This is a genomic window from Neobacillus vireti (assembly GCF_036962465.1).
GTDB classification, from domain to species: Bacteria; Bacillota; Bacilli; order Bacillales; family Cytobacillaceae; genus Neobacillus; species Neobacillus vireti_B.
On record NZ_JBALNF010000022.1, the window covers coordinates 69,191 to 87,215 of the forward strand.

The following is an 18,025-nucleotide window of genomic DNA, read 5'->3' on the forward strand; positions in this document are numbered from 1 at the left end:
AAAAGGTCTTTTGATGTCAACAGTTTTTTTCAATACATTCAGAATGGTAATGGTAAAAAGCAAACAAGCTGGAATACATATGGTGGGCTTTTATGGCCTCTTGATTCTAATTAGCTTATTCGGCATCTTAGAACTTAGTTTACATAGTGACTATATTCCAGACAAAAATATCATATGAGTGATTCAGTTCACTTAAATGATAATAATTTTCATTTATACTGTAGATAGAGAAAATAAGGAGGTAGATTATGGATAAGCAATCGATTAAGACCTATCAGGAATTCAGTGAGGAAAAATTTACAAAACGAATAATTTTTAATAATGGCAGCAGTACTGCTTTTATTTTGAATTTTCTGCCCGGACAAAAACTGCCTGCTCATAAGCACCCTGGTGCGGACGTCTATCTGCTAGTGGTATCTGGAAATGGCACGATTATCATTGACGGCCATGAAAATGAAGTAACAGAACAGGATGTCATCCATACAAGTGATAGTGAGGAACTTTCATTTATTAATACAAGTTGTGAACCCGTTAGTTTGTATGTAGTGTTAACTAAGTTTTCCAAATAAGAAAAGTTAATTAAAAAACAGTAGGAGGACAACATGGACACAGAAAAAAGTGATCGTCTGCGTTCAATGCTTCAAGAGGCATTGACACCGTTTATACAGAAAATAGAGAAGTTAGAAGCAGAAATAGCCTCGTTAACAGAAGAACAAAGAGAACTTATAAAGATGCTCAAAAATCAGTAATTCGATGTTGACTATCATATGGCGGAGTGTGAAGGACACTAGCCGCTTGGGCGCTGGAGCTGGAAAATTTTCAAAGTCATTTTTATACCTTATGAATCTTAGAAAACCTAAGAAGTCCTATTTTCGTACCTCTTAGGTTTAGACTATAAACAAATCGTATAGCGACCTTTAAACCAGCCTACCTTTTAATATCTCAAATCACTCCCCATTTGTTAAAGGAGAATGTATCACAAACGAACATTTATCGTGAGGATTTTGGACAAGTACGGCTTTCAAACCCTAGGTTAAAAAATGCAAAATTTGAAACCCAATAATACCTAAAATAAGAATTGGCAACGCCATAATTAGGGAAAAAATACGTCCTTTGTTTGTACGTTCCAAAACTAAAAACAATGTAAAACCTATTACGATTTGAACTAAACCTACATTCAACATATGGCGATAGTCATTAATATGAATAAATTTATCCAATCCTTCACTAATAAACACTCCACCAATTAGGGCACTTCCAAATTTATGTTTAACCCCATTGTCCCTTCTCCATAAAAAACCAGCAATTCCAAAAATGGTGCCACCCACAATTGCTGCTCCAGTCCAAATCAATATAAAGTAAAGTGAATGAGGTACATTTTGTATCTGCATTGCATACCCATAGTAGCCAATAAACATTCCAAGAAGGCTTATCATGCTAAATGATGCTGATTTTGTTTTTGTTGAACCCATTGCACCTATAAAAAAGGAAGGTAAAAGCCAAGATACTCGAGAGTTAGCGAGCAAGTTCCAGCTTCCTGGAAGGACTCCTTGCCCTAAAACTGTCAGTATTCCTACTATAATTCCTATGAAAAATGATATAAAAACACCATTCCAAAGTTTCAAGATTTTTCACCTGCTAAAGTTTTGGAGAAATACAAATCCCATTTATCTAAGTTACTTTTTTAGAAGTATACTTAGACTAAACTGTCAGCTTACTTCATTAACAAAGGGGATTAATCTCCTTTTTTATTGAAGTAAGCCCTGTTAACTGACGAAGAGTCATGAGTGTGTTTGGAATAAATTATTTTGTTGCTGTATTTCCCATTGAAATAGAAATTCTATTCCAGTTGTTAATTTGATTAATGATCAGAATAAGGTCAACATACTGTTTCTCATCATAGTGCTTACGTACTCGTTGATAAAGCTCTTCTGGAACACGTTTTGTCGACACCAAAGTCACATACTCTGTCAACTCTAAAGCTACTTTTTCAGCTTCTGTATAGAATTCACACTCTTCCCATGCACTAATACAATATATTCGTTGTTCTGTTTCACCCATTTTTCGAGCATCCGCTGTGTGCATATTTAAACAAAATGCACAGCCGTTGATTTGAGAAGCACGAATTTTAATAAGCTCACGTAGTTTACGGTCTATATTAGTGGTTTTCGTATACTTCTCCATTTCCATCATTATTTTAAGGGCTTCTGTTGCTACATTATAATAATCGATTCGATTTTCCAATTTTATAACCTCCAAAAAATTCATTCGCTAAATACATAATTTTATCCTTAAGGATAACTAAAATCACAAATCGCCAATTAAATACTTGTATACTTAGAAGGAATTCAAACCATTCCAAAATGGTGTTATGCAGTTTTTGATAATGAAAATTTAGAAATCAATTCCTTGACGGGTTTTATTTTTACCAATTTCCTCACTATTATAAATCCAACTGCAGCCCCGAGCGTATTAGCAATAATGTCGTTAATATCTTCGATTCGGCCGCTCCCTAATGTGAATTCAATTATAAACTGTAATATTTCAATTGATAAACTAAGGAAGAAACCATACTTTGCTGCTTTTTTTACAGAAACTATGTTACTGCTTAGAAGCGGTAAATAAACTCCAAAAGGGATGAACAGAATGACGTTTAATACAAAACTTGATAGGTCAATTGTTAAGACAGGAATAAAATTAAATTCATGCAAAAACTGTTGCCATAATGGTTGTGTGGATTTATATTGTCCTAAATAAACCTCTAAGGGAAAGAAAACTAAATGAATCAGTGCTAAAAGGTATATAGCCAACGTTATTAATAAAAAGTATTGCCCTGCCCTATAGATCTTTTTTCTAGTTCCAATGATAAGAGATAGTAAAAAGAGAATAAATACAGGAAGTAAAATATACCATGAATTTATTGTAATCATAATCTTTATGTCTCCTTATTAGTATGGGTACACTTAAGCCATTAAATATATTTTTCGAACTACGGAAGAACGTAATTAACTTCCCATCTGCCCCTAAACAAGGCCAAACGCTGTCAATATTTACATATTAAGAGTGTTAGTTATAATGCTTCTTTAATGCTAATAGTATTAAATAGTTACTGGGCTATACCTTTAGAATAAAACCGATTAAATTCCACAGAATAAATCAACACATAGATCACAATTAGTGATGCAAACAAATTTAATAGAATCAACGATACGTTCAAACTAAAAATTTGAGTCAGCAGTCCGACGCCAATAACTGGAACAATGAAACCTGAATATGCGCATAAATAAAATGCTGAAATTACTCGCGGGCGATCTTCCTGCTTCGGCAATTGGCTGGCAAACCATAATGAAGCTTGAAACGTCCATCCGGCACCAATACCTTGAATAAAAAATCCGGCCCAAAGCAAAAATAAATTCTCTGTCTGACCAGAAAAAACAATAACCCATGATCCAATTGAAAGAAATAGGATTCCCATACGCATCCGTGTAATGGAGTTATACGGCCGAGGAAAAAACTGCATCAAGGCTCCCCCGCCTAAAAGCAATAATATTAATAAACCTGGAATAGAGAGATTGGCGGTATGCATTACGTTCTTGGTGAATGTAGGAATAAGAGAAAATACAATTCCGCCTAATGTAAAAACAGTAAAGATAGGTAATCCGATAAAACACAAAAAATGGGAACGAATGTTATTGGGAACACCGAGTGAGATTTTAGTTTTAGCCGGTCTTTGCGTTTGGAAATCTTCATCCTTCGGTAACATTTCCAGGAATACCAGGGAGCTCAATAACATGCCGAGCAGAATCCAATATGGTAATCGAAGCGGTTGGAAATGAACATATTGCAAGATTAAACCGGAAATTGCTGGGCCTAGACCAAAACCAAAGTTTACAGTTACACCTGATAACTTGATTGCCGTACTCACTTTATTGTGAGAGGTTTGTTTTAATAGGAAAGCACTAGCAGTACCTGTGAAAGCACCATATGCAATGCCTTCCAAAATTCTTGCCACATAGAGCATCCAGATATTGAAACTTACCAAAAAGAGCAATGTAGATACGATTGAAATTCCTATACTCCAGCGCAGAACCCTTTTTAATCCCCAGACACTCCCTCTGGCTCCTACAACAAACAATGTCGGAAGCAGGATACAGGCATAAACGGCAAACAAAATGGTGATTTCCAGACTACTTAGCCGATAATATTCACTGTATAAAGGAAATATTGATGAAATAAACGTAGCTCCACACGACATCATAAGGACAACCCATAGCATTTTTTTCATTTTCAGCCAACTTTCTAAAAAGGACCGTTTGGTCTTTTTTTATTCAAAAAAAAGAATAATTTTATAGAATTAGAAAAGCAGTGATTTTATCTGCACGATAACCATGTCTAAATATCGCTTATCTTTATATAATCTGCTGAGGGCCAATGCACCTTCCATAGAGGAAAGAATGAACACAGCCATCTGTTCAGAATCAACATGTTCGTCAATTTCATTTTTATTCTTTCCAAACTCAATTATTGATTTAATAATATTTATTAAACCAGAAAAGCCTTCCTTAACGGAATCTTCAATTAAAATGTTGGAATCGTCAGCTTCAATAGCTGCATTCATTAAAGGACATCCCCCGACTAAGATGTCATTATTCAATAGAGTCATAAAAATAGACGTAAAAGCTTGAAATTGTTCTTTTGCAGTCTCTTTAGACATAATTGCTTGTAAATAACTTTCTTTTAATGTCATCAACGAGTAGGAAAATGAAGCTTTAGCTAAATCCTCTTTACTATCAAAATGGTAGAATATCCCTCCTTTTTTCAATCCAGTGGCCTTCATTATTTCAGCGATAGAAGTGGATTTATAGCCAATTGTGTTAAATAAAGTGGATGAGCGTTCGATAATATATTTTTTCGTTCTTTCGCCTTTATTCATTTTATCAACCCTCCCTCTAAAAAAAGACCGATTGTTCTTTTTTATTAAAACCTTTAAAACTGTTTATGTCAAGTGTTACTAAAGTCAAGCCAACAGTTTGTTAGTTCCTTCTTGTTTCAATGTATATATTTCACATATAATAAACACTCCTAAGGAAAGTGTACGAAGAATAGCTAGATCGATTACATTCCAGCCATGGTAAAGACTTAAAATGTGAAGGTAATTAAAGAGTAGGTCCCCTGAAATAATTAGGAATAATGGTACCACGCACCAATAACGTTTTTTAATAACACTAACAAATAAGGTAAAATCGGACGCCATAAACACATTGTAAAATCGGACGCCATAAACACATTGTAAAATAATCCGCTAAATGCTACACTCGTCCGATAGATATTTTCGCCCCAGTTAACATCATAAAAGAGATTCCCAATAGGATAAGTGTCGATGATGTAGTTGTTATCAGGACCCATGCTATCATCCAAATAGTGATAAGCCGCATTAATTTGTACCAATTCCTATAGAATTTTGAGTACCATTTTTTCATAGCCCACATAAACAGAAAAACCCCGATTCCAGTCATGCATGTCTTCCACCAATTGTGCTCATAGGCATCAACTTTAAGAAATAGTTCTTCAATAAACATAAATGAAACTGATATAAAGCAAAGCCATGGCACCGAAAGCTGTAAGTACATGACTAAAATCGCGGTTGAGCTCCATAAAGCTGTATTCGCTATCAAATGACCTGCAATATTTTCCGCAGCAGGATCTTCGAAAAGTCCAGGTTTATAGTCATAAGCATTTAACATCAAAAGTATAAATAATTCCAATATCCATGAGATCGCTGTTACGAAAACAAAAAACGAAAAAATGTCGAGAATCTTTTTTTTTTTGAAACCTATGAAGATTATCATGATTGCACCAATGATAACCAATAAGTAATACCACCATATTTTCGACGTCATCTTTCTCCCTTACTTTTCACTTCATATATAGTTCGACTTTTCAAAGTGGATTGCACGGTTTAGCTCAATGTAAGAATGGTTTACTTGATTTGCTACAGGCATTTTTCATTACCCACAAAAAATATTCAATACTATTATTGTCCTATAGAAGGATAGGAATTATGAGTGAATAAAACAAAAAGACTAAAACCAGTTATTTAAACTAAACTGCTTCAGCAACCCCTTCACATACGCGAAATAAAAACTGTAATATACTTTTGTACTTCTTTCTTTTTCTAAAAGAATGTAATTATTCCTATCACTGGTCTTCAAAAATCATTAAGCCATAGAAGGTTAATGATTTTTGCGTGAATCCACTTATCTCACATAGAGCCAAGAGCTCAAGCCTTCGAATGGGAAATAGATCGGTTTAATGATGCCAAGAAGTTAGTTGCATTCGCTGTGGAAACAACCTCTTACATTGGATTTTCTCCGAGCTGCTCCTAAATATTATGCAAGGCCCCCATTTGAAAATATTTGACCATTAATCCAATGTCCTATTGTCGCTAAATATAATACTGTATCGGCAATATCTTCAGGTGTTCCTAGGCGTTTATAATCAATGGGTAATTGCTAACCTAGTCCATTCCTATTACTCGAGGTTTGGTGGTGTTATAAGGATTCGGGGGAAACCACCCCCGCCTCCTGTTTAACTATAAAACTATGATGTTGAGGTTATTTATTTTTCGGTTGCTATATTACCCATTGAAATAGAAAGTCTATTCCAATTGTTTATTTGATTGATTATTAGTATAAGGTCAACATATTGTCTTTCGTCATAATGTTCACGTACTCTTTGATAAAGCTCATCTGGAACACGTTTTGTCGAAACCAAAGTCACATACTCTGTCAACTCTAAAGCTACTTTTTCAGCTTCTGTATAGAATTCACACTCTTCCCATGCACTAATACAATATATTCGTTGTTCTGTTTCACCCATTTTTCGAGCATCCGCTGTGTGCATATTTAAACAAAATGCACAGCCGTTGATTTGAGAAGCACGAATTTTAATAAGCTCACGTAGTTTACGGTCTATATTAGTCGTTTTCGTATACTTCTCCATTTCCATCATGATCTTCATTGCTTCTGGTACTACATTGTAATAATCAACTCGTGGTTCCATTATTATTTCCTCCTTATATTTCTTTCTATATTTAAGATCGTGTTAATTCAGATGCTAATTTTGAAGCAGCTTCTTCAGCTTCTTTATATGCTTTTTGTAATACTTCATTTTGATCTAATAAAGCAGTTCCTTGTGCACGAATAATTTGATAATCTTCAATACCAAGGAAATTAAACATCGACTTCAAGTATTTGTTAGAGTAATCAACTTCTGTATACCAATCATTATTGGTATAGATTGCTCCACTTGCTTGTATGATAAGTATTCTCCGCCCGTCTGTAAGGAGACCCACTGAGCCATTTTCAGTGTATTTAAAAGTTTCACGTGCAATCATGATATTGTCCATATAATCTTTTAACTTCGATGGGATATTAAAATTATGCAAAGGTAAAACGATGACGTACGTATTTGCACTTTTAAATTGTTGTAAGATCTCGGTCATGCGCTCCATTACTTGTTGTTCTTGGCGAGTTAGCCCCTGTCCTTTTTGTTGTTTTTCCCATGCTGTTAAAACTGTTTGATCTATCATAGGCACTACATCACTATACAAATTAATCTGTTCAATTGCTTCGCTGTCAGGAATTAAATTTTTATATGCTTTCAAAAAGTGGTTAAAAACCTGCAAGCTTACTGAAGATGTATCATCTACTTTTGGATGTGCGTTAATGATAAGTGTTTTGTTCATTTTTATTTCCCCTCTAAAATAAATTTTAAGTTCCTATTGTGGACTTAGTTAATCGTCGATTAACTAAGTCCATAATAACACTATAATTATTTTTGTCAAATGAATATGAATTACCCAAAAGGGATTCTTTTATTTGACTAAAACTCTAAATACACCTAAGATACAATTTGATAACCCTTAAAATCAAAGGCAGGTGAGTTTATATGCAGTATAGTGTCGGAGTTGAATATGCTTTACATTGTCTGGTTTATTTAATTGATGTTCCTTCCAACGATAGTATTGGGATAAAGGATTTGGCAGAATTCCAAGGTCTTCCTGAGACATTTCTTTCAAAAGTTTTCGGTAAATTATCTAAGGCTGGAATTGTAAGTTCTGTGCCTGGGGTAAAAGGAGGATATAGATTATCTAGATCTCCGGAAGATATATCCTTTTGGGATGTAGTTGAAGCGGTTGAAGGTCGTAAGCCTATTTTTCAATGTAAAAATATTAAAGCTAATGGGTATCTCTATAGAGAGAATTGCTGTGTAGCTCCCTCCTTTTGCACCATCAATTCAGTTATGCTCTCTGCAGAGGAAAAGATGCGTGATGACTTACGCAGTAAATCACTTGCATGGTTAAATGAAGAACTTGGTAGTGTTTTATCCAAACAAATACGTGAAGATACTCGGAAATATTTTTCGAAGAGAAACACATAAAAAAAACCTCTCATGAAATTGCTATTTTTGTAGCAATTTCATGGGAGGTTTTTTATATCAATGTGTGTACGTAAACAATCCTTGCAATTATAGCTTACCCTGACTGCAGCCGCTTTAATTCCTTTAAACTCTTCAATATTTTCCTTTTAACTAAACTCCCTCATAAGAACAGTTTTTAAAAGATACGTTTATCCTAATCCTTGTAAAATAGCCGTTAGTAAACCAGGAAAACGCGTATTTAAAACATCATCTCGGAGAGATATAAACCGTTGAGTACCTTCTAATCTTGTGTAAATAACACCTGACTCTCTAAGCACCTTAAAGTGATGAGAGAGGGTCGATTTTGCAACAGGAATTTCCAGATTACTACACGATTGTTCGCCATTTTCAGCTAAACTCTTAATTATGTTGAGCCTTATTTGGTCACTAAGGGCATAAAGTACGGTTGATAAATTAATTTCATTATAACTAGGATGGTAAAGTGTTCTCAATTTAGTCACCTACATAAAAATTATTAAATAAAATAATAATTGCATTATATCATAGTTGGTGATATATTTCTATTGTTCGATTATATTCGAACAATAGAAATAAGGAGGACCAACATGAAAAAAATATTAACTTTATTTTTCTTTATCATGTTTATCATCGGAACTGACACGTTTATTGTTTCACCACTTTTACCAACACTTCGTGATGTTTTTAATATTTCTATTGAAAGGTCCGGGTGGATTGTTTCTGCCTATGCTTTAGGATATGCTTTGTTTGCTTTAATTTCTGGACCTCTGTCGGATGGTTGGAATCGTAAAAAAGTGATGCTCGTTGGGATGACTAGTTTTGGTATATCCACCTTCCTATGTGGGTATTCTACTGGCTTTTGGATTATGTTTGTATTTCGTTTTTTAGCAGGAGTTAGTGCTGCGTTTACTTCACCTCAGGTTTGGGCTGCTATTCCGCAGTTAGTCCCATCAAATAAAATATTAAAAGCTATGGGCATAGCCACTGCAGGACTAGCTGTTTCTCAGATGTTAGGTGTGCCAATCGGTAGTTATCTAGCTACTTTGGGTTGGCCAACTCCATTTATTGTTATCGGAGTCTGTTCTTTCCTATTAGTCATTTTTATTGCCTTTTTATTACCAGACATGCCATCAGTTCTATCACAGGAAAAATCACCTTCTATTTTAGAACGATATCATACTCTACTCGGTGAATCGGGATCAAAATTAGCTTTTCTTGCATATTTTATCTTTCAATTAGGAAATTTTGCAGCATTCTCGTTTATCGGTACATGGCTTTCTGACAAATTTCAACTCAACATTGCGAGTATTGGAACCGTGTTTTTATTTCTTGGCTTAGGTAATACAATAAGCAGTTTTTTTGGAAGTGGCTGGGTTAAACAGATGGGCATAAAACCCTCACTGATTTTTGGAGTATTGCTGCTGGTTTTGCTTTATCTGGTACTACCATTTTTACAAAATATAATATACGTAAAAGTTACATATTTTTTAATTTTTCTCGTCGTGGGAATGGCTTTCCCACTTATGATGAGCTTGTTACAAACACTTTCTATTTCAGCACGTGGAACGATCGCATCACTTGCAAATGCATCAATGTATTTGGGAACAACTGTAGGATCTTTTGTAGCTGGAATGCTCTACTCAAATATCGGCGGTTTTATTTCTGTTAGTTTTTTTACAGGACTTTGTTTTATTTTTTCCTTGATCTTTTTCATAAAAAGTGGGGTTTTACCTTCTAATCCGCAAATTGATGCAGCAAATACCACTGCTTAATATCGATTTACTGGTATTAAAGCGGCGGTTGTATCATGACAATGGTATTGGCTCACGAATTGAGTCGTAAAGGAAATCATCGTTAATGCAGTATCTTCATGTCCAAAAGCAACACCATTATTGTTAAATGGAAGAGTTTTAAATGTGAGTTTGCATAATTTAAATAAGGAGGGATGATAATGAGTAGTGGAGAAAAACAGATATAAGTTATAACAGGAGCTTCAAGTGGATTGGTGCTTTTACCGCTCGATCACTTTCAAGAACTGGACATATTGTCTTCGCAGATATGCAGGAAACAGAATTTCCTTCTTTAGAAGAGACTATTTAATTAGAAAGGTGTTTTAGATTATGCTTATTGAAGTAGCAGGTATTAAAATTCCGGATTCTATATTAGCAAGGGATGCACAAGATATTTTAAGAGAACACGGAGGTGATTTATTATGGAACCATTCAAATCGTGCATTTCTATTTGGTGCCATTACGGGGAAAAAGGCTAATAAGAAATTTGATTTAGAGTTACTATATATCAGTGCATTATTCCATGATTTAGGGTTAACAAAGGAGTATAGTAGTCCAGATTTACGATTTGAAGTAGATGGTGCAAATGCTGCAAGAAGCTTTTTGCAACATTATCAAGTTCCAGATGAGTCAATCCGTCTTGTCTGGGATGCAGTGGCATTGCATACAACAGTTGGTATAGCAGAACATAAAGAATCTGAAGTATCATTACTGAACTCAGGTGTATCTTTAGATGTTGTTGGAAAAGGTTTTGAACAATTTCCAGTTGATTTGAGAGAAGAAATTATAAAAGCATTCCCACGTAATAATTTCAAACAAGATATGATTCCTGCTTTCTATGAAGGTTTTAAGCACAAACCAGAAACTACCTATGGTAATATGAATTATGATGTTATTAAATTCTTTGAACCGAACTATAAACAAAAAAATTACTGTGAATTGTTATTACACTCACCCTGGAAAGATTAATCAAGCAATAAAACACAATTGTTTGATCTAGGTTTATATCACCAATTTTTATCCACGGGAGAATGATATTGAAAGATGATTTCTTGATAGATGGGAGTAACTCAATACCCAAAGCCTGCTTTAAGAAGAGTACATATAAGTGGATTAAGGGGTTTAATGATTTTTCCCTAGATATTAAATAGAATTGGATATGGTAGAAAATACAATTTTAACCGAATGTTGGCGGTTCCAAAGAACACTGCAATTTTTTCCATAAAATATCACCTCTTAACAACTAAAGTGGTATAACAGTATATTAGAAAAGCTCGACATATAGTCGAGCTTTTCTTTGGTGATTATTGCGCGAAATAAAGATATTTCATTCCTATAAAAAGTGACAAATTTCCAGCAGATTTTGAAAAAACATTCCGGAGATTTTTTAACGAATTCCGTTTGTTTATGAAAAATTACACTATCCAATCTTCTCATCAAACTTCCGGTCACCCTGCACAAACAAGACGCCGAGCTCGTGATGGTCTCCTTCATAAAGAGCACGCTGCACAAAGCGGATTTCGCCGTTTGTGTCGAAAACTTCAAGCTTACAGTGGGCGCGGTTTTTTTGCAACGCTTCATAAAAGGTTTGTTCATCGCGGACTAAAACCCCGTTGGTCTTCGAAATAATTTCCCCAACCTGAAGGCCCATTTTACTTGCCGGAGATTCCGGAATAATCCCGATAATCATCACACCGTTATTCTTCTTAGAAAAATACGATGCCCTGCTGTCATCCTTCAAATAGGCGATTAATACTAGTAATTCCCGGCCAATGACTGCCACTGCCGCGACAACAATCGACAACAACGGAAACCAATACCCTGCAAGCGAAAGCAGTGAAATCACCACCCCCAGAACGATGACCCGGCGCCCATGGAGCTGAATCGACTCTTTTGGGAGCATGCCTTTAATTTGCTGATGGAAGCCAATCGCGAACGGTACAAAAATCAATGAATACTCCTTTGCCCCCAAATGAAAGACCGGCCACCATTCAAAAGGGAGATGCAAGGCATTCCCAGGAATCAGCAGGAACAAGGGCACCATCCATAGCCGCTTCACTTCATGAACTCCAACCACTTGTCCGCGCTTACTCTTCGCAAGCTTAGGGGAAGAACCCTTGCTGGCATTTTTAAAAATCAGGATACCTTCGGCAAGTAATAATAATCCAAGGATAACCACCAATGATGGATAGACTTTATCATCAATCGAAGAAAACGCCTTTGAAAAGAGTGGAATCGACCAATTATTTTGCGCAATCATAATGATCGCGAAAAATGCAGCGCCAATTGTATACGCTGGTGACATCAACCGTATATGGGTCGTTAATGACCAGATCAGCGTGAAACCGGCAATCAGTAAGATTGCAGCAAATGGTACTGCGATACCTGCAGCAATCGTGATAATCGACAAAATGAGTCCAATAAAAATTCCCAATGGAAATAGCTGCCGCAGTTCAAAATAGGCATCTTCCGCCCGTATATGAAAATTTTTCCGCTCACGTTTTACCCTTTTAACACCTAATATCCCGGCAAGGAAAACGAGATAGTATAAAACAGGATGAAGAAAGAATCTGCCTGCCCCTTTTAATAATTCCACAAGCCACGTTTCTACCATTTCCTGCCACCTGCCTCTATTAAAAATTTCTAAAAATGTGAAATAAAAATCTCTTAAACTTTATTTTACCAAATTAATAACATAAAACATATTGCTAGTTTTTAGAAGTAAGCAAAATTTTGTCCTCGTACGGTGCCGATTCTGCCCATTTTGAGAGGTATTCCGTCAACTTCTGGAGGATTTCGGCGAAATCTGCGACTATTTCCGTGGAAATTCTTGATAATTCTGCGAAGTTAGTCACTTCTTCCCACATCCCATAAATGAACCCGACGATCATTCGACCACAAAAAAACAGAGGCTTAAAGCCCCTGCCGAGTTTATTCCGCTATTAATTTTAATGCCATTTTCAGTTGTAAATCATTTTTCTCTTTTTTCATTTCCTTTACTGCCGCCTCCTCCAGCTTAGCCGCTGTCTTTTCATCAATTTTTCCGGTAGACGGCAGATTATGCTCCTGCTGGAAGCCCTTCACTGCCACCTTGGTTTCCTCACTAAAATAACCATCTTTCCGGCCCGGTTCAAATCCCAATCCGTCTAATATTTCTTGAGCATTCTTGACTTGCTCATTGTTCATATCTTCCACCAGTGGCTTACTTACTTGAATAGGATGGGTATTAAAGATGGCTGGCTGCTTAATGGCAACATCCGGTTTGATTCCTTTCTTATGAATCCAGTTACCATCCGGTGTCAGCCACTTAGCCAATGTCAGCTTAATATTACTGCCATCTCCCATTGGAATCGCCTGCTGGACCGTCCCTTTGCCAAACGTCGTTTCGCCCACAAGCTTATAACCGTCCGCCTCCTGGAGAGAACCTGCCAAAATTTCAGATGCAGACGCACTGCCTTTGTTAACTAGGACTAAGACTGGATAATTCTTTTTCTTAGAAAGGGTTGAAAAGAAGCGTTGTTTCTCGCCGTTGCGCTGCTCAATTTGCACATATGGTTTATTTTTTGGAACGAACTCTTTTAAGATTTCGCCAACACTATCTAATAAGCCGCCCGGATTACCGCGTACATCAAGGACCAGTCCCTTAATATGATCATTCTCAAGCGCCTTTAGGTCTTTCTTAAAATCGGCAGCGGTATCTTCGGAGAACGAGGTGATTTCAATATAGCCAATCTTTTTGCCATCTTGTTTCTTGATTGAAGAATGAACGGTCTCAAGCGGGATTTCATCACGTTTCACATCAATACTCAACGGTTCTTTTAAGCCTTTTCTAGCGATTTCAAGTTCAACAGTCGTACCTTTTTTTCCACGGATTTTGAGGGTAGCTTTATTTAAATCAAGCCCCTCGATACTTTTTCCATTTACCTTTAAGATTTGGTCATTTGGCTTGATGCCGGCTTTTTCGGCAGGCGAGTTTTTAAAAGGCGACACTATAACAATTTTCCCATCCACCATGCCGACCTCGGCACCAATTCCTTCAAAAGATGAGGACAAAGTTTGGGTAAATTGCTTCGCTGTGTCCTTGTCCATATAAACCGAATATGGGTCCTTTAAAACAGACAGCATCCCCTGAATGGCCCCTTCAACTAATTGGTCATGGTCTACCTTTTCGACATAACGGCTGGAAATAAGCTCATAAGCCTGCTCAACCTTAACAAGATTATCTGTATTTGCCTCGGAGGAGGCTGCTTTTTCTTTAGGACTGACTGCTTGCTCCAATTTTGCTGCAGCTTCTGTTTTATTAAAATAAGTCATTCCCGCATAAGTGCCCCCTGCTCCTGTCAGCAGTGAACCTGTCATTAACAGGGCCATCCATCTACGATTCATCCTGAATCCTCCTCAAGTAAAAAATGCCTGTCCTTCAGATAGTCAAATTCAACCGAACCCCTGCCCGATTATTAACTTATATGTAAGAAATGGACGTGTTATGATTAGAAAAGCGGGAGGGACACAAGAATCGTAAAAAAGTAAAAAGGAAGAAACCAGTTGGTTCCTTCCTTTTTTGCTATGGTAATGGCACAATGCCGACGGGATTAATCGCAAAGCGCTTATCCTGTGTCCACGGGCCTTTATGAAGTTCAAAGTGTAAGTGCTGGCCATGAGATGCACCGGTGTTACCCATCACACCGATTTGCTGGCCTTTTTTCACAACGGCTCCACCGCCGACCAAACGGGTGGTCATATGAGCATAGACAGTGGTATAAACTTGTCCATTAATAGAATGGGAGACAAAGATACAATTTCCATATGTGCTAGATAAATAGGAACGAATGACGACCCCATCAGCTGCCGCCACTATCGGCACCGCTGTATGGTTGGCAATGTCTACACCGAAGTGCATTTCACTGCCTCGCCCTCCAAAACCAGAGCTTAAATAGCCGACAGCTGGCTGTGTCCAATAACCGCTGGATACACCAGGAGTTGCTCCGGAACTTACACGGCCAGAACTGCTGCTAGAACTTGTACTGCTGTTGCTGCTTGCCGCCTGACGCTTAGCAGCCTCTGCTGCCTTTGCTGCTTCGGCAGCCGCTTTCGCTTGGGCTTCCTGCTCCATCTTGATGGCTGTCTGAATAGCTGATTGTTGAGCGGCAAGAAGGGCATCCTGCTCTTGTAAATCCATTAAACCTTCGTGGACTTCATTTTCTTGATCCTTCAAGCTCGCTAATAATTTATCTTTATCTGCTTTTTGCACATTTAATTGCTGTTTTAAGGTTTGTAAGTCTTCCACCATTTTTTCGATGCTGGCAAGATTGGCTTGAACTTGCTTTTGTTTTGTTTCTAATGCCTGTTTATCTGCCTCGTGTTCTTTTAATATAGCCTGGTCAGCCTGCATAATCGTCACGACGGCATTGGCACGATCGACAAAGTCACTAAAACTTGTGGCCCCCATTAAAACATCGAGATAGTTAACCATTCCGCCTGTTTCCTGATAGCTGCGGGCTCTGTCTTTTAAGAGGATATTACGTTTCTCAATCCGATCTTTAATGACTTCCATTTCCCCTTGAAGTTTCAGAATTTCAGCTTTGGTACTTTCTAATTTAGCGTTTGTTTCATTAATTTTATTGGTTGAGTCAGCAATTGCCTTATCTAGTCTAGTAATTTCATCTTTTACATCTGCCTGCTGATTCTGTAGATCAGTAATCTGATTGCTTTTCTGATTAATAGTGGAATTGATATCGGAGCGCTGTTCTTGAATTTTATTCTGCTCACCTTTTAAGCTGGAAATAGAAGCAGCCTCTGTTCTAACAGATGTTCCTCCAAAAATGGTTCCAAACCCCACCGTTGCCGTCACGGCAAGGGTAACTATTGATTTCCTCATAACCGATTGTTCCCTCCATCTCTCTATACACAGGTAGATCGTTGCTGGTCCTGCTTTCATCATGATTGAAGGAAGGACAAATGAGTCGTCCTTCCTTAAAAATTACACCCTTAAGAACTTACGTACGGACATGACACTGCCCCATACACCAATCAGTGCACCCATTAAAATCAAAATGCCTGAAACTTGGTACATAAATGGGTTAAACGGCAAGATTTTAATAAAGGTTCCAGCAAGCTTAGGACCGATATAATCATACGCACGATAGTAAGCAATCGATATCAGGACAATCGGTAAAATCGAGCCAATAATGCCGAGCCATAAACCTTCTAAAAAGAACGGCCAGCGAATAAATGTATTCGTTGCTCCTACTAACCTCATAATCTTAATTTCTCTTCGTCTGGCAATAATCGTAATTTTAATCGTATTGGAGATTAAGAAAATAGCCGTAAAGAACAAGCCAATCACGAGGACAATTCCCACGTTACGGGCTGCATTGATAAATTTAAATAATTTTTCAACCTTGCCCTGACCGTATTTAACCTTTGCGACAAAGTTGTCTTTTTCAATCAACTTCGCCACTTTCATCGTATCGGCCGGATCTTTTGTTTTGACGATAAAGACATCATTTAATGGATTATCTTGTTCAAACAGCTTGAACGCTTTACCATCCTCACCAAGACTCTTAACAAGGTTATCTAGTTCTTTCGTTTTCGGTGAGAATTGAATACTTTTTACTTCAGGTATACTATCAATCTCGTTTTTCAACGTTTGCTGATCTTGTTTAGAAGCGGCAACGTCTATGTGCACACGAATTTCTACATCCTGTTCAATTGTTTGCGCTACCCTGTTAAGATTCATCATAATGGCAAAAAATACACCCACTAGGATTAAGGTAACGGTAACGGCACCCACAGACGCAAAAGTCATCCAGCCGTTTCTTTTAATACTTTTTAAACTTTCTCGGGCGTGACGGCCAACTGTTCTAATTTTCATAACCGTATTCACCTCTTTGCTCATCACGAACAATCTTACCGCCTTCAATAGCAATAACGCGATGTTTTAATGTATTAACGATCTCTCTGTTATGGGTTGCCATCACAACAGTGGTTCCTCTGTTATTGATTTCTTCAAAGATTTTCATAATTTCCCATGATGTGTCCGGATCCAGGTTACCCGTTGGCTCATCGGCAATCACAACTTTGGGCGAGTTGACGATGGAACGGGCAATTGATACACGCTGTTGTTCCCCGCCGGATAGCTCTGTTGGCAGCATTTTAATTTTATGCTTTAAGCCCACAAGATCGAGTACTTCCATTACCCGTTTGCGGATAAATTTTGGCTGTGCCTCAATAACCTCAAGGGCAAAGGCCACATTTTCATAAACCGTTAAGGACGGGAGGAGTTTAAAGTCTTGGAACACGACGCCTAAATTCCTTCTAAATAGCGGTACCTTTTTCATTTTCAATTTGGCAAGGTTGACGCCATTCATCGTAATTGTACCAGTAGAAGGAACTTCTTCACGGTACATCATTTTAATGAAAGTTGATTTTCCGGCACCACTTGGGCCAACTACATAAACAAATTCGCCCTGATTAATTCGGACATCTATACCATTAATGGCTGTTACACCATTCGGATACTTCTTATATACATCTTGTAGTTCTATCATTTTTATCACCTATTATCGAAGATTATTCGACATTAACCTTCGTATTTTTACAAATTGGGCCAAAAAAACAAATAATATGTGCATAATCTTGCATATTTTTATTATAACATCATAATCTGCTAATAAAACGGTAAAAATATTACAGTTTCTTTTCAAGAGACTCATATCTTGACAAATTTCTCACTATTCTAAATCAATTATACAAATAAAAAAACGCCCTGTTTA

At 37.0% G+C, this 18,025-nt stretch carries 19 protein-coding genes and 1 pseudogene; 5 read left to right on the forward strand and 15 right to left on the reverse strand.

The window, feature by feature from the left end; all coding sequences use genetic code 11:
• Positions 1 to 248 precede the first annotated feature (248 nt).
• Both V7077_RS09655 and V7077_RS09660 read left to right on the forward strand, forming a co-directional pair.
• Positions 249 to 569 (forward strand): cupin domain-containing protein, encoded by a 321-nt coding sequence (locus V7077_RS09655; RefSeq protein ID WP_335500826.1) that lies wholly within the window; start codon positions 249 to 251, stop codon positions 567 to 569.
• A gap of 33 nt (positions 570 to 602) precedes the next feature.
• Complete coding sequence (locus tag V7077_RS09660) at positions 603 to 749, forward strand: GapR family DNA-binding domain-containing protein (protein WP_335500828.1); 147 nt, start codon at positions 603 to 605, stop codon at positions 747 to 749.
• A gap of 279 nt (positions 750 to 1,028) precedes the next feature.
• Here V7077_RS09660 and V7077_RS09665 read toward each other — a convergent pair whose 3' ends face one another.
• The 9 genes and pseudogenes from V7077_RS09665 to V7077_RS09705 form a co-directional block, all read right to left on the reverse strand.
• Positions 1,029 to 1,625 carry a DUF6518 family protein gene (locus V7077_RS09665; protein WP_335500830.1) on the reverse strand — a complete coding sequence of 199 codons (597 nt, stop codon included), beginning with the start codon at positions 1,623 to 1,625 and terminating at the stop codon, positions 1,029 to 1,031.
• Positions 1,626 to 1,803: 178 nt separating this feature from the next.
• A complete protein-coding gene (locus V7077_RS09670; protein ID WP_335500832.1) occupies positions 1,804 to 2,244 on the reverse strand; it encodes a carboxymuconolactone decarboxylase family protein in 441 nt (146 codons plus the stop codon).
• Between the two features lie 125 nt (positions 2,245 to 2,369).
• Complete coding sequence (locus tag V7077_RS09675) at positions 2,370 to 2,930, reverse strand: VanZ family protein (protein ID WP_335500834.1); 561 nt, start codon at positions 2,928 to 2,930, stop codon at positions 2,370 to 2,372.
• A 176-nt stretch (positions 2,931 to 3,106) separates the two neighbouring features.
• Positions 3,107 to 4,285 carry an MFS transporter gene (locus V7077_RS09680; RefSeq protein ID WP_335500836.1) on the reverse strand — a complete coding sequence of 393 codons (1,179 nt, stop codon included), beginning with the start codon at positions 4,283 to 4,285 and terminating at the stop codon, positions 3,107 to 3,109.
• Positions 4,286 to 4,354: 69 nt separating this feature from the next.
• Positions 4,355 to 4,933 carry a TetR/AcrR family transcriptional regulator gene (locus tag V7077_RS09685; protein ID WP_335500837.1) on the reverse strand — a complete coding sequence of 193 codons (579 nt, stop codon included), beginning with the start codon at positions 4,931 to 4,933 and terminating at the stop codon, positions 4,355 to 4,357.
• Between the two features lie 376 nt (positions 4,934 to 5,309).
• Positions 5,310 to 5,900, reverse strand: a complete 591-nt coding sequence (locus tag V7077_RS09690) for a hypothetical protein (RefSeq protein ID WP_335500838.1) — start codon at positions 5,898 to 5,900, stop codon at positions 5,310 to 5,312.
• Between the two features lie 489 nt (positions 5,901 to 6,389).
• Positions 6,390 to 6,494 (reverse strand): annotated as a pseudogene (locus tag V7077_RS09695) (3-ketoacyl-ACP reductase); the annotation flags it as partial.
• Positions 6,495 to 6,618: 124 nt separating this feature from the next.
• The gene (locus tag V7077_RS09700; RefSeq protein ID WP_335500840.1) at positions 6,619 to 7,062 is read right to left on the reverse strand and encodes a carboxymuconolactone decarboxylase family protein; all 444 of its coding nucleotides are present in this window, start codon (positions 7,060 to 7,062) and stop codon (positions 6,619 to 6,621) included.
• Positions 7,063 to 7,093: 31 nt separating this feature from the next.
• Positions 7,094 to 7,747, reverse strand: a complete 654-nt coding sequence (locus V7077_RS09705) for an FMN-dependent NADH-azoreductase (RefSeq protein WP_335500842.1) — start codon at positions 7,745 to 7,747, stop codon at positions 7,094 to 7,096.
• 203 nt (positions 7,748 to 7,950) lie between these two features.
• Between V7077_RS09705 and V7077_RS09710 the strand changes: the two genes are divergently transcribed.
• On the forward strand, positions 7,951 to 8,442 hold the full coding sequence (locus V7077_RS09710; RefSeq protein ID WP_335500844.1) for an RrF2 family transcriptional regulator: 492 nt from the start codon (positions 7,951 to 7,953) through the stop codon (positions 8,440 to 8,442).
• A gap of 188 nt (positions 8,443 to 8,630) precedes the next feature.
• Here V7077_RS09710 and V7077_RS09715 read toward each other — a convergent pair whose 3' ends face one another.
• Positions 8,631 to 8,933 (reverse strand): ArsR/SmtB family transcription factor, encoded by a 303-nt coding sequence (locus V7077_RS09715; RefSeq protein ID WP_335500846.1) that lies wholly within the window; start codon positions 8,931 to 8,933, stop codon positions 8,631 to 8,633.
• A 114-nt stretch (positions 8,934 to 9,047) separates the two neighbouring features.
• On the opposite strand from V7077_RS09715, the gene V7077_RS09720 reads away from it, so the two are divergent.
• Complete coding sequence (locus V7077_RS09720; RefSeq protein ID WP_335500848.1) at positions 9,048 to 10,232, forward strand: MFS transporter; 1,185 nt, start codon at positions 9,048 to 9,050, stop codon at positions 10,230 to 10,232.
• Between the two features lie 348 nt (positions 10,233 to 10,580).
• Positions 10,581 to 11,219 carry an HD domain-containing protein gene (locus tag V7077_RS09725; RefSeq protein WP_335500850.1) on the forward strand — a complete coding sequence of 213 codons (639 nt, stop codon included), beginning with the start codon at positions 10,581 to 10,583 and terminating at the stop codon, positions 11,217 to 11,219.
• A gap of 451 nt (positions 11,220 to 11,670) precedes the next feature.
• Here V7077_RS09725 and V7077_RS09730 read toward each other — a convergent pair whose 3' ends face one another.
• From V7077_RS09730 to ftsE, 5 genes are all read right to left on the reverse strand, one after another.
• Positions 11,671 to 12,864, reverse strand: coding sequence for a PDZ domain-containing protein (locus V7077_RS09730; protein WP_335500852.1), 1,194 nt, complete (start codon positions 12,862 to 12,864; stop codon positions 11,671 to 11,673).
• 317 nt (positions 12,865 to 13,181) lie between these two features.
• A complete protein-coding gene (locus V7077_RS09735; RefSeq protein ID WP_335500855.1) occupies positions 13,182 to 14,636 on the reverse strand; it encodes a S41 family peptidase in 1,455 nt (484 codons plus the stop codon).
• A 178-nt stretch (positions 14,637 to 14,814) separates the two neighbouring features.
• On the reverse strand, positions 14,815 to 16,128 hold the full coding sequence (locus V7077_RS09740; protein WP_335500857.1) for a murein hydrolase activator EnvC family protein: 1,314 nt from the start codon (positions 16,126 to 16,128) through the stop codon (positions 14,815 to 14,817).
• Between the two features lie 102 nt (positions 16,129 to 16,230).
• Positions 16,231 to 17,124 carry a permease-like cell division protein FtsX gene (gene ftsX, locus V7077_RS09745; protein ID WP_335500859.1) on the reverse strand — a complete coding sequence of 298 codons (894 nt, stop codon included), beginning with the start codon at positions 17,122 to 17,124 and terminating at the stop codon, positions 16,231 to 16,233.
• Positions 17,114 to 17,800 carry a cell division ATP-binding protein FtsE gene (ftsE, locus tag V7077_RS09750; protein WP_335500861.1) on the reverse strand — a complete coding sequence of 229 codons (687 nt, stop codon included), beginning with the start codon at positions 17,798 to 17,800 and terminating at the stop codon, positions 17,114 to 17,116. The genes ftsX and ftsE overlap by 11 nt, the downstream gene beginning before the upstream one ends.
• Between the last annotated feature and the right edge of the window lie 225 nt (positions 17,801 to 18,025).

Bases quoted from the DNA above. Each gene is read 5' to 3' on its own strand.
- ftsX (WP_335500859.1), bottom strand. From the start codon at position 17,124: ATGAAAATTAGAACAGTTGGCCGTCACGCCCGAGAAAGTTTAAAAAGT.
- V7077_RS09660 (WP_335500828.1), top strand. From the start codon at position 603: ATGGACACAGAAAAAAGTGATCGTCTGCGTTCAATGCTTCAAGAGGCA.
- V7077_RS09690 (WP_335500838.1), bottom strand. From the start codon at position 5,900: ATGACGTCGAAAATATGGTGGTATTACTTATTGGTTATCATTGGTGCA.
- V7077_RS09705 (WP_335500842.1), bottom strand. From the start codon at position 7,747: ATGAACAAAACACTTATCATTAACGCACATCCAAAAGTAGATGATACA.
- V7077_RS09735 (WP_335500855.1), bottom strand. From the start codon at position 14,636: ATGAATCGTAGATGGATGGCCCTGTTAATGACAGGTTCACTGCTGACA.
- V7077_RS09740 (WP_335500857.1), bottom strand. From the start codon at position 16,128: ATGAGGAAATCAATAGTTACCCTTGCCGTGACGGCAACGGTGGGGTTT.
- V7077_RS09675 (WP_335500834.1), bottom strand. From the start codon at position 2,930: ATGATTACAATAAATTCATGGTATATTTTACTTCCTGTATTTATTCTC.
- V7077_RS09725 (WP_335500850.1), top strand. From the start codon at position 10,581: ATGCTTATTGAAGTAGCAGGTATTAAAATTCCGGATTCTATATTAGCA.
- V7077_RS09710 (WP_335500844.1), top strand. From the start codon at position 7,951: ATGCAGTATAGTGTCGGAGTTGAATATGCTTTACATTGTCTGGTTTAT.
- V7077_RS09680 (WP_335500836.1), bottom strand. From the start codon at position 4,285: ATGAAAAAAATGCTATGGGTTGTCCTTATGATGTCGTGTGGAGCTACG.
- V7077_RS09700 (WP_335500840.1), bottom strand. From the start codon at position 7,062: ATGGAACCACGAGTTGATTATTACAATGTAGTACCAGAAGCAATGAAG.
- V7077_RS09730 (WP_335500852.1), bottom strand. From the start codon at position 12,864: ATGGTAGAAACGTGGCTTGTGGAATTATTAAAAGGGGCAGGCAGATTC.
- V7077_RS09685 (WP_335500837.1), bottom strand. From the start codon at position 4,933: ATGAATAAAGGCGAAAGAACGAAAAAATATATTATCGAACGCTCATCC.
- ftsE (WP_335500861.1), bottom strand. From the start codon at position 17,800: ATGATAGAACTACAAGATGTATATAAGAAGTATCCGAATGGTGTAACA.
- V7077_RS09720 (WP_335500848.1), top strand. From the start codon at position 9,048: ATGAAAAAAATATTAACTTTATTTTTCTTTATCATGTTTATCATCGGA.
- V7077_RS09655 (WP_335500826.1), top strand. From the start codon at position 249: ATGGATAAGCAATCGATTAAGACCTATCAGGAATTCAGTGAGGAAAAA.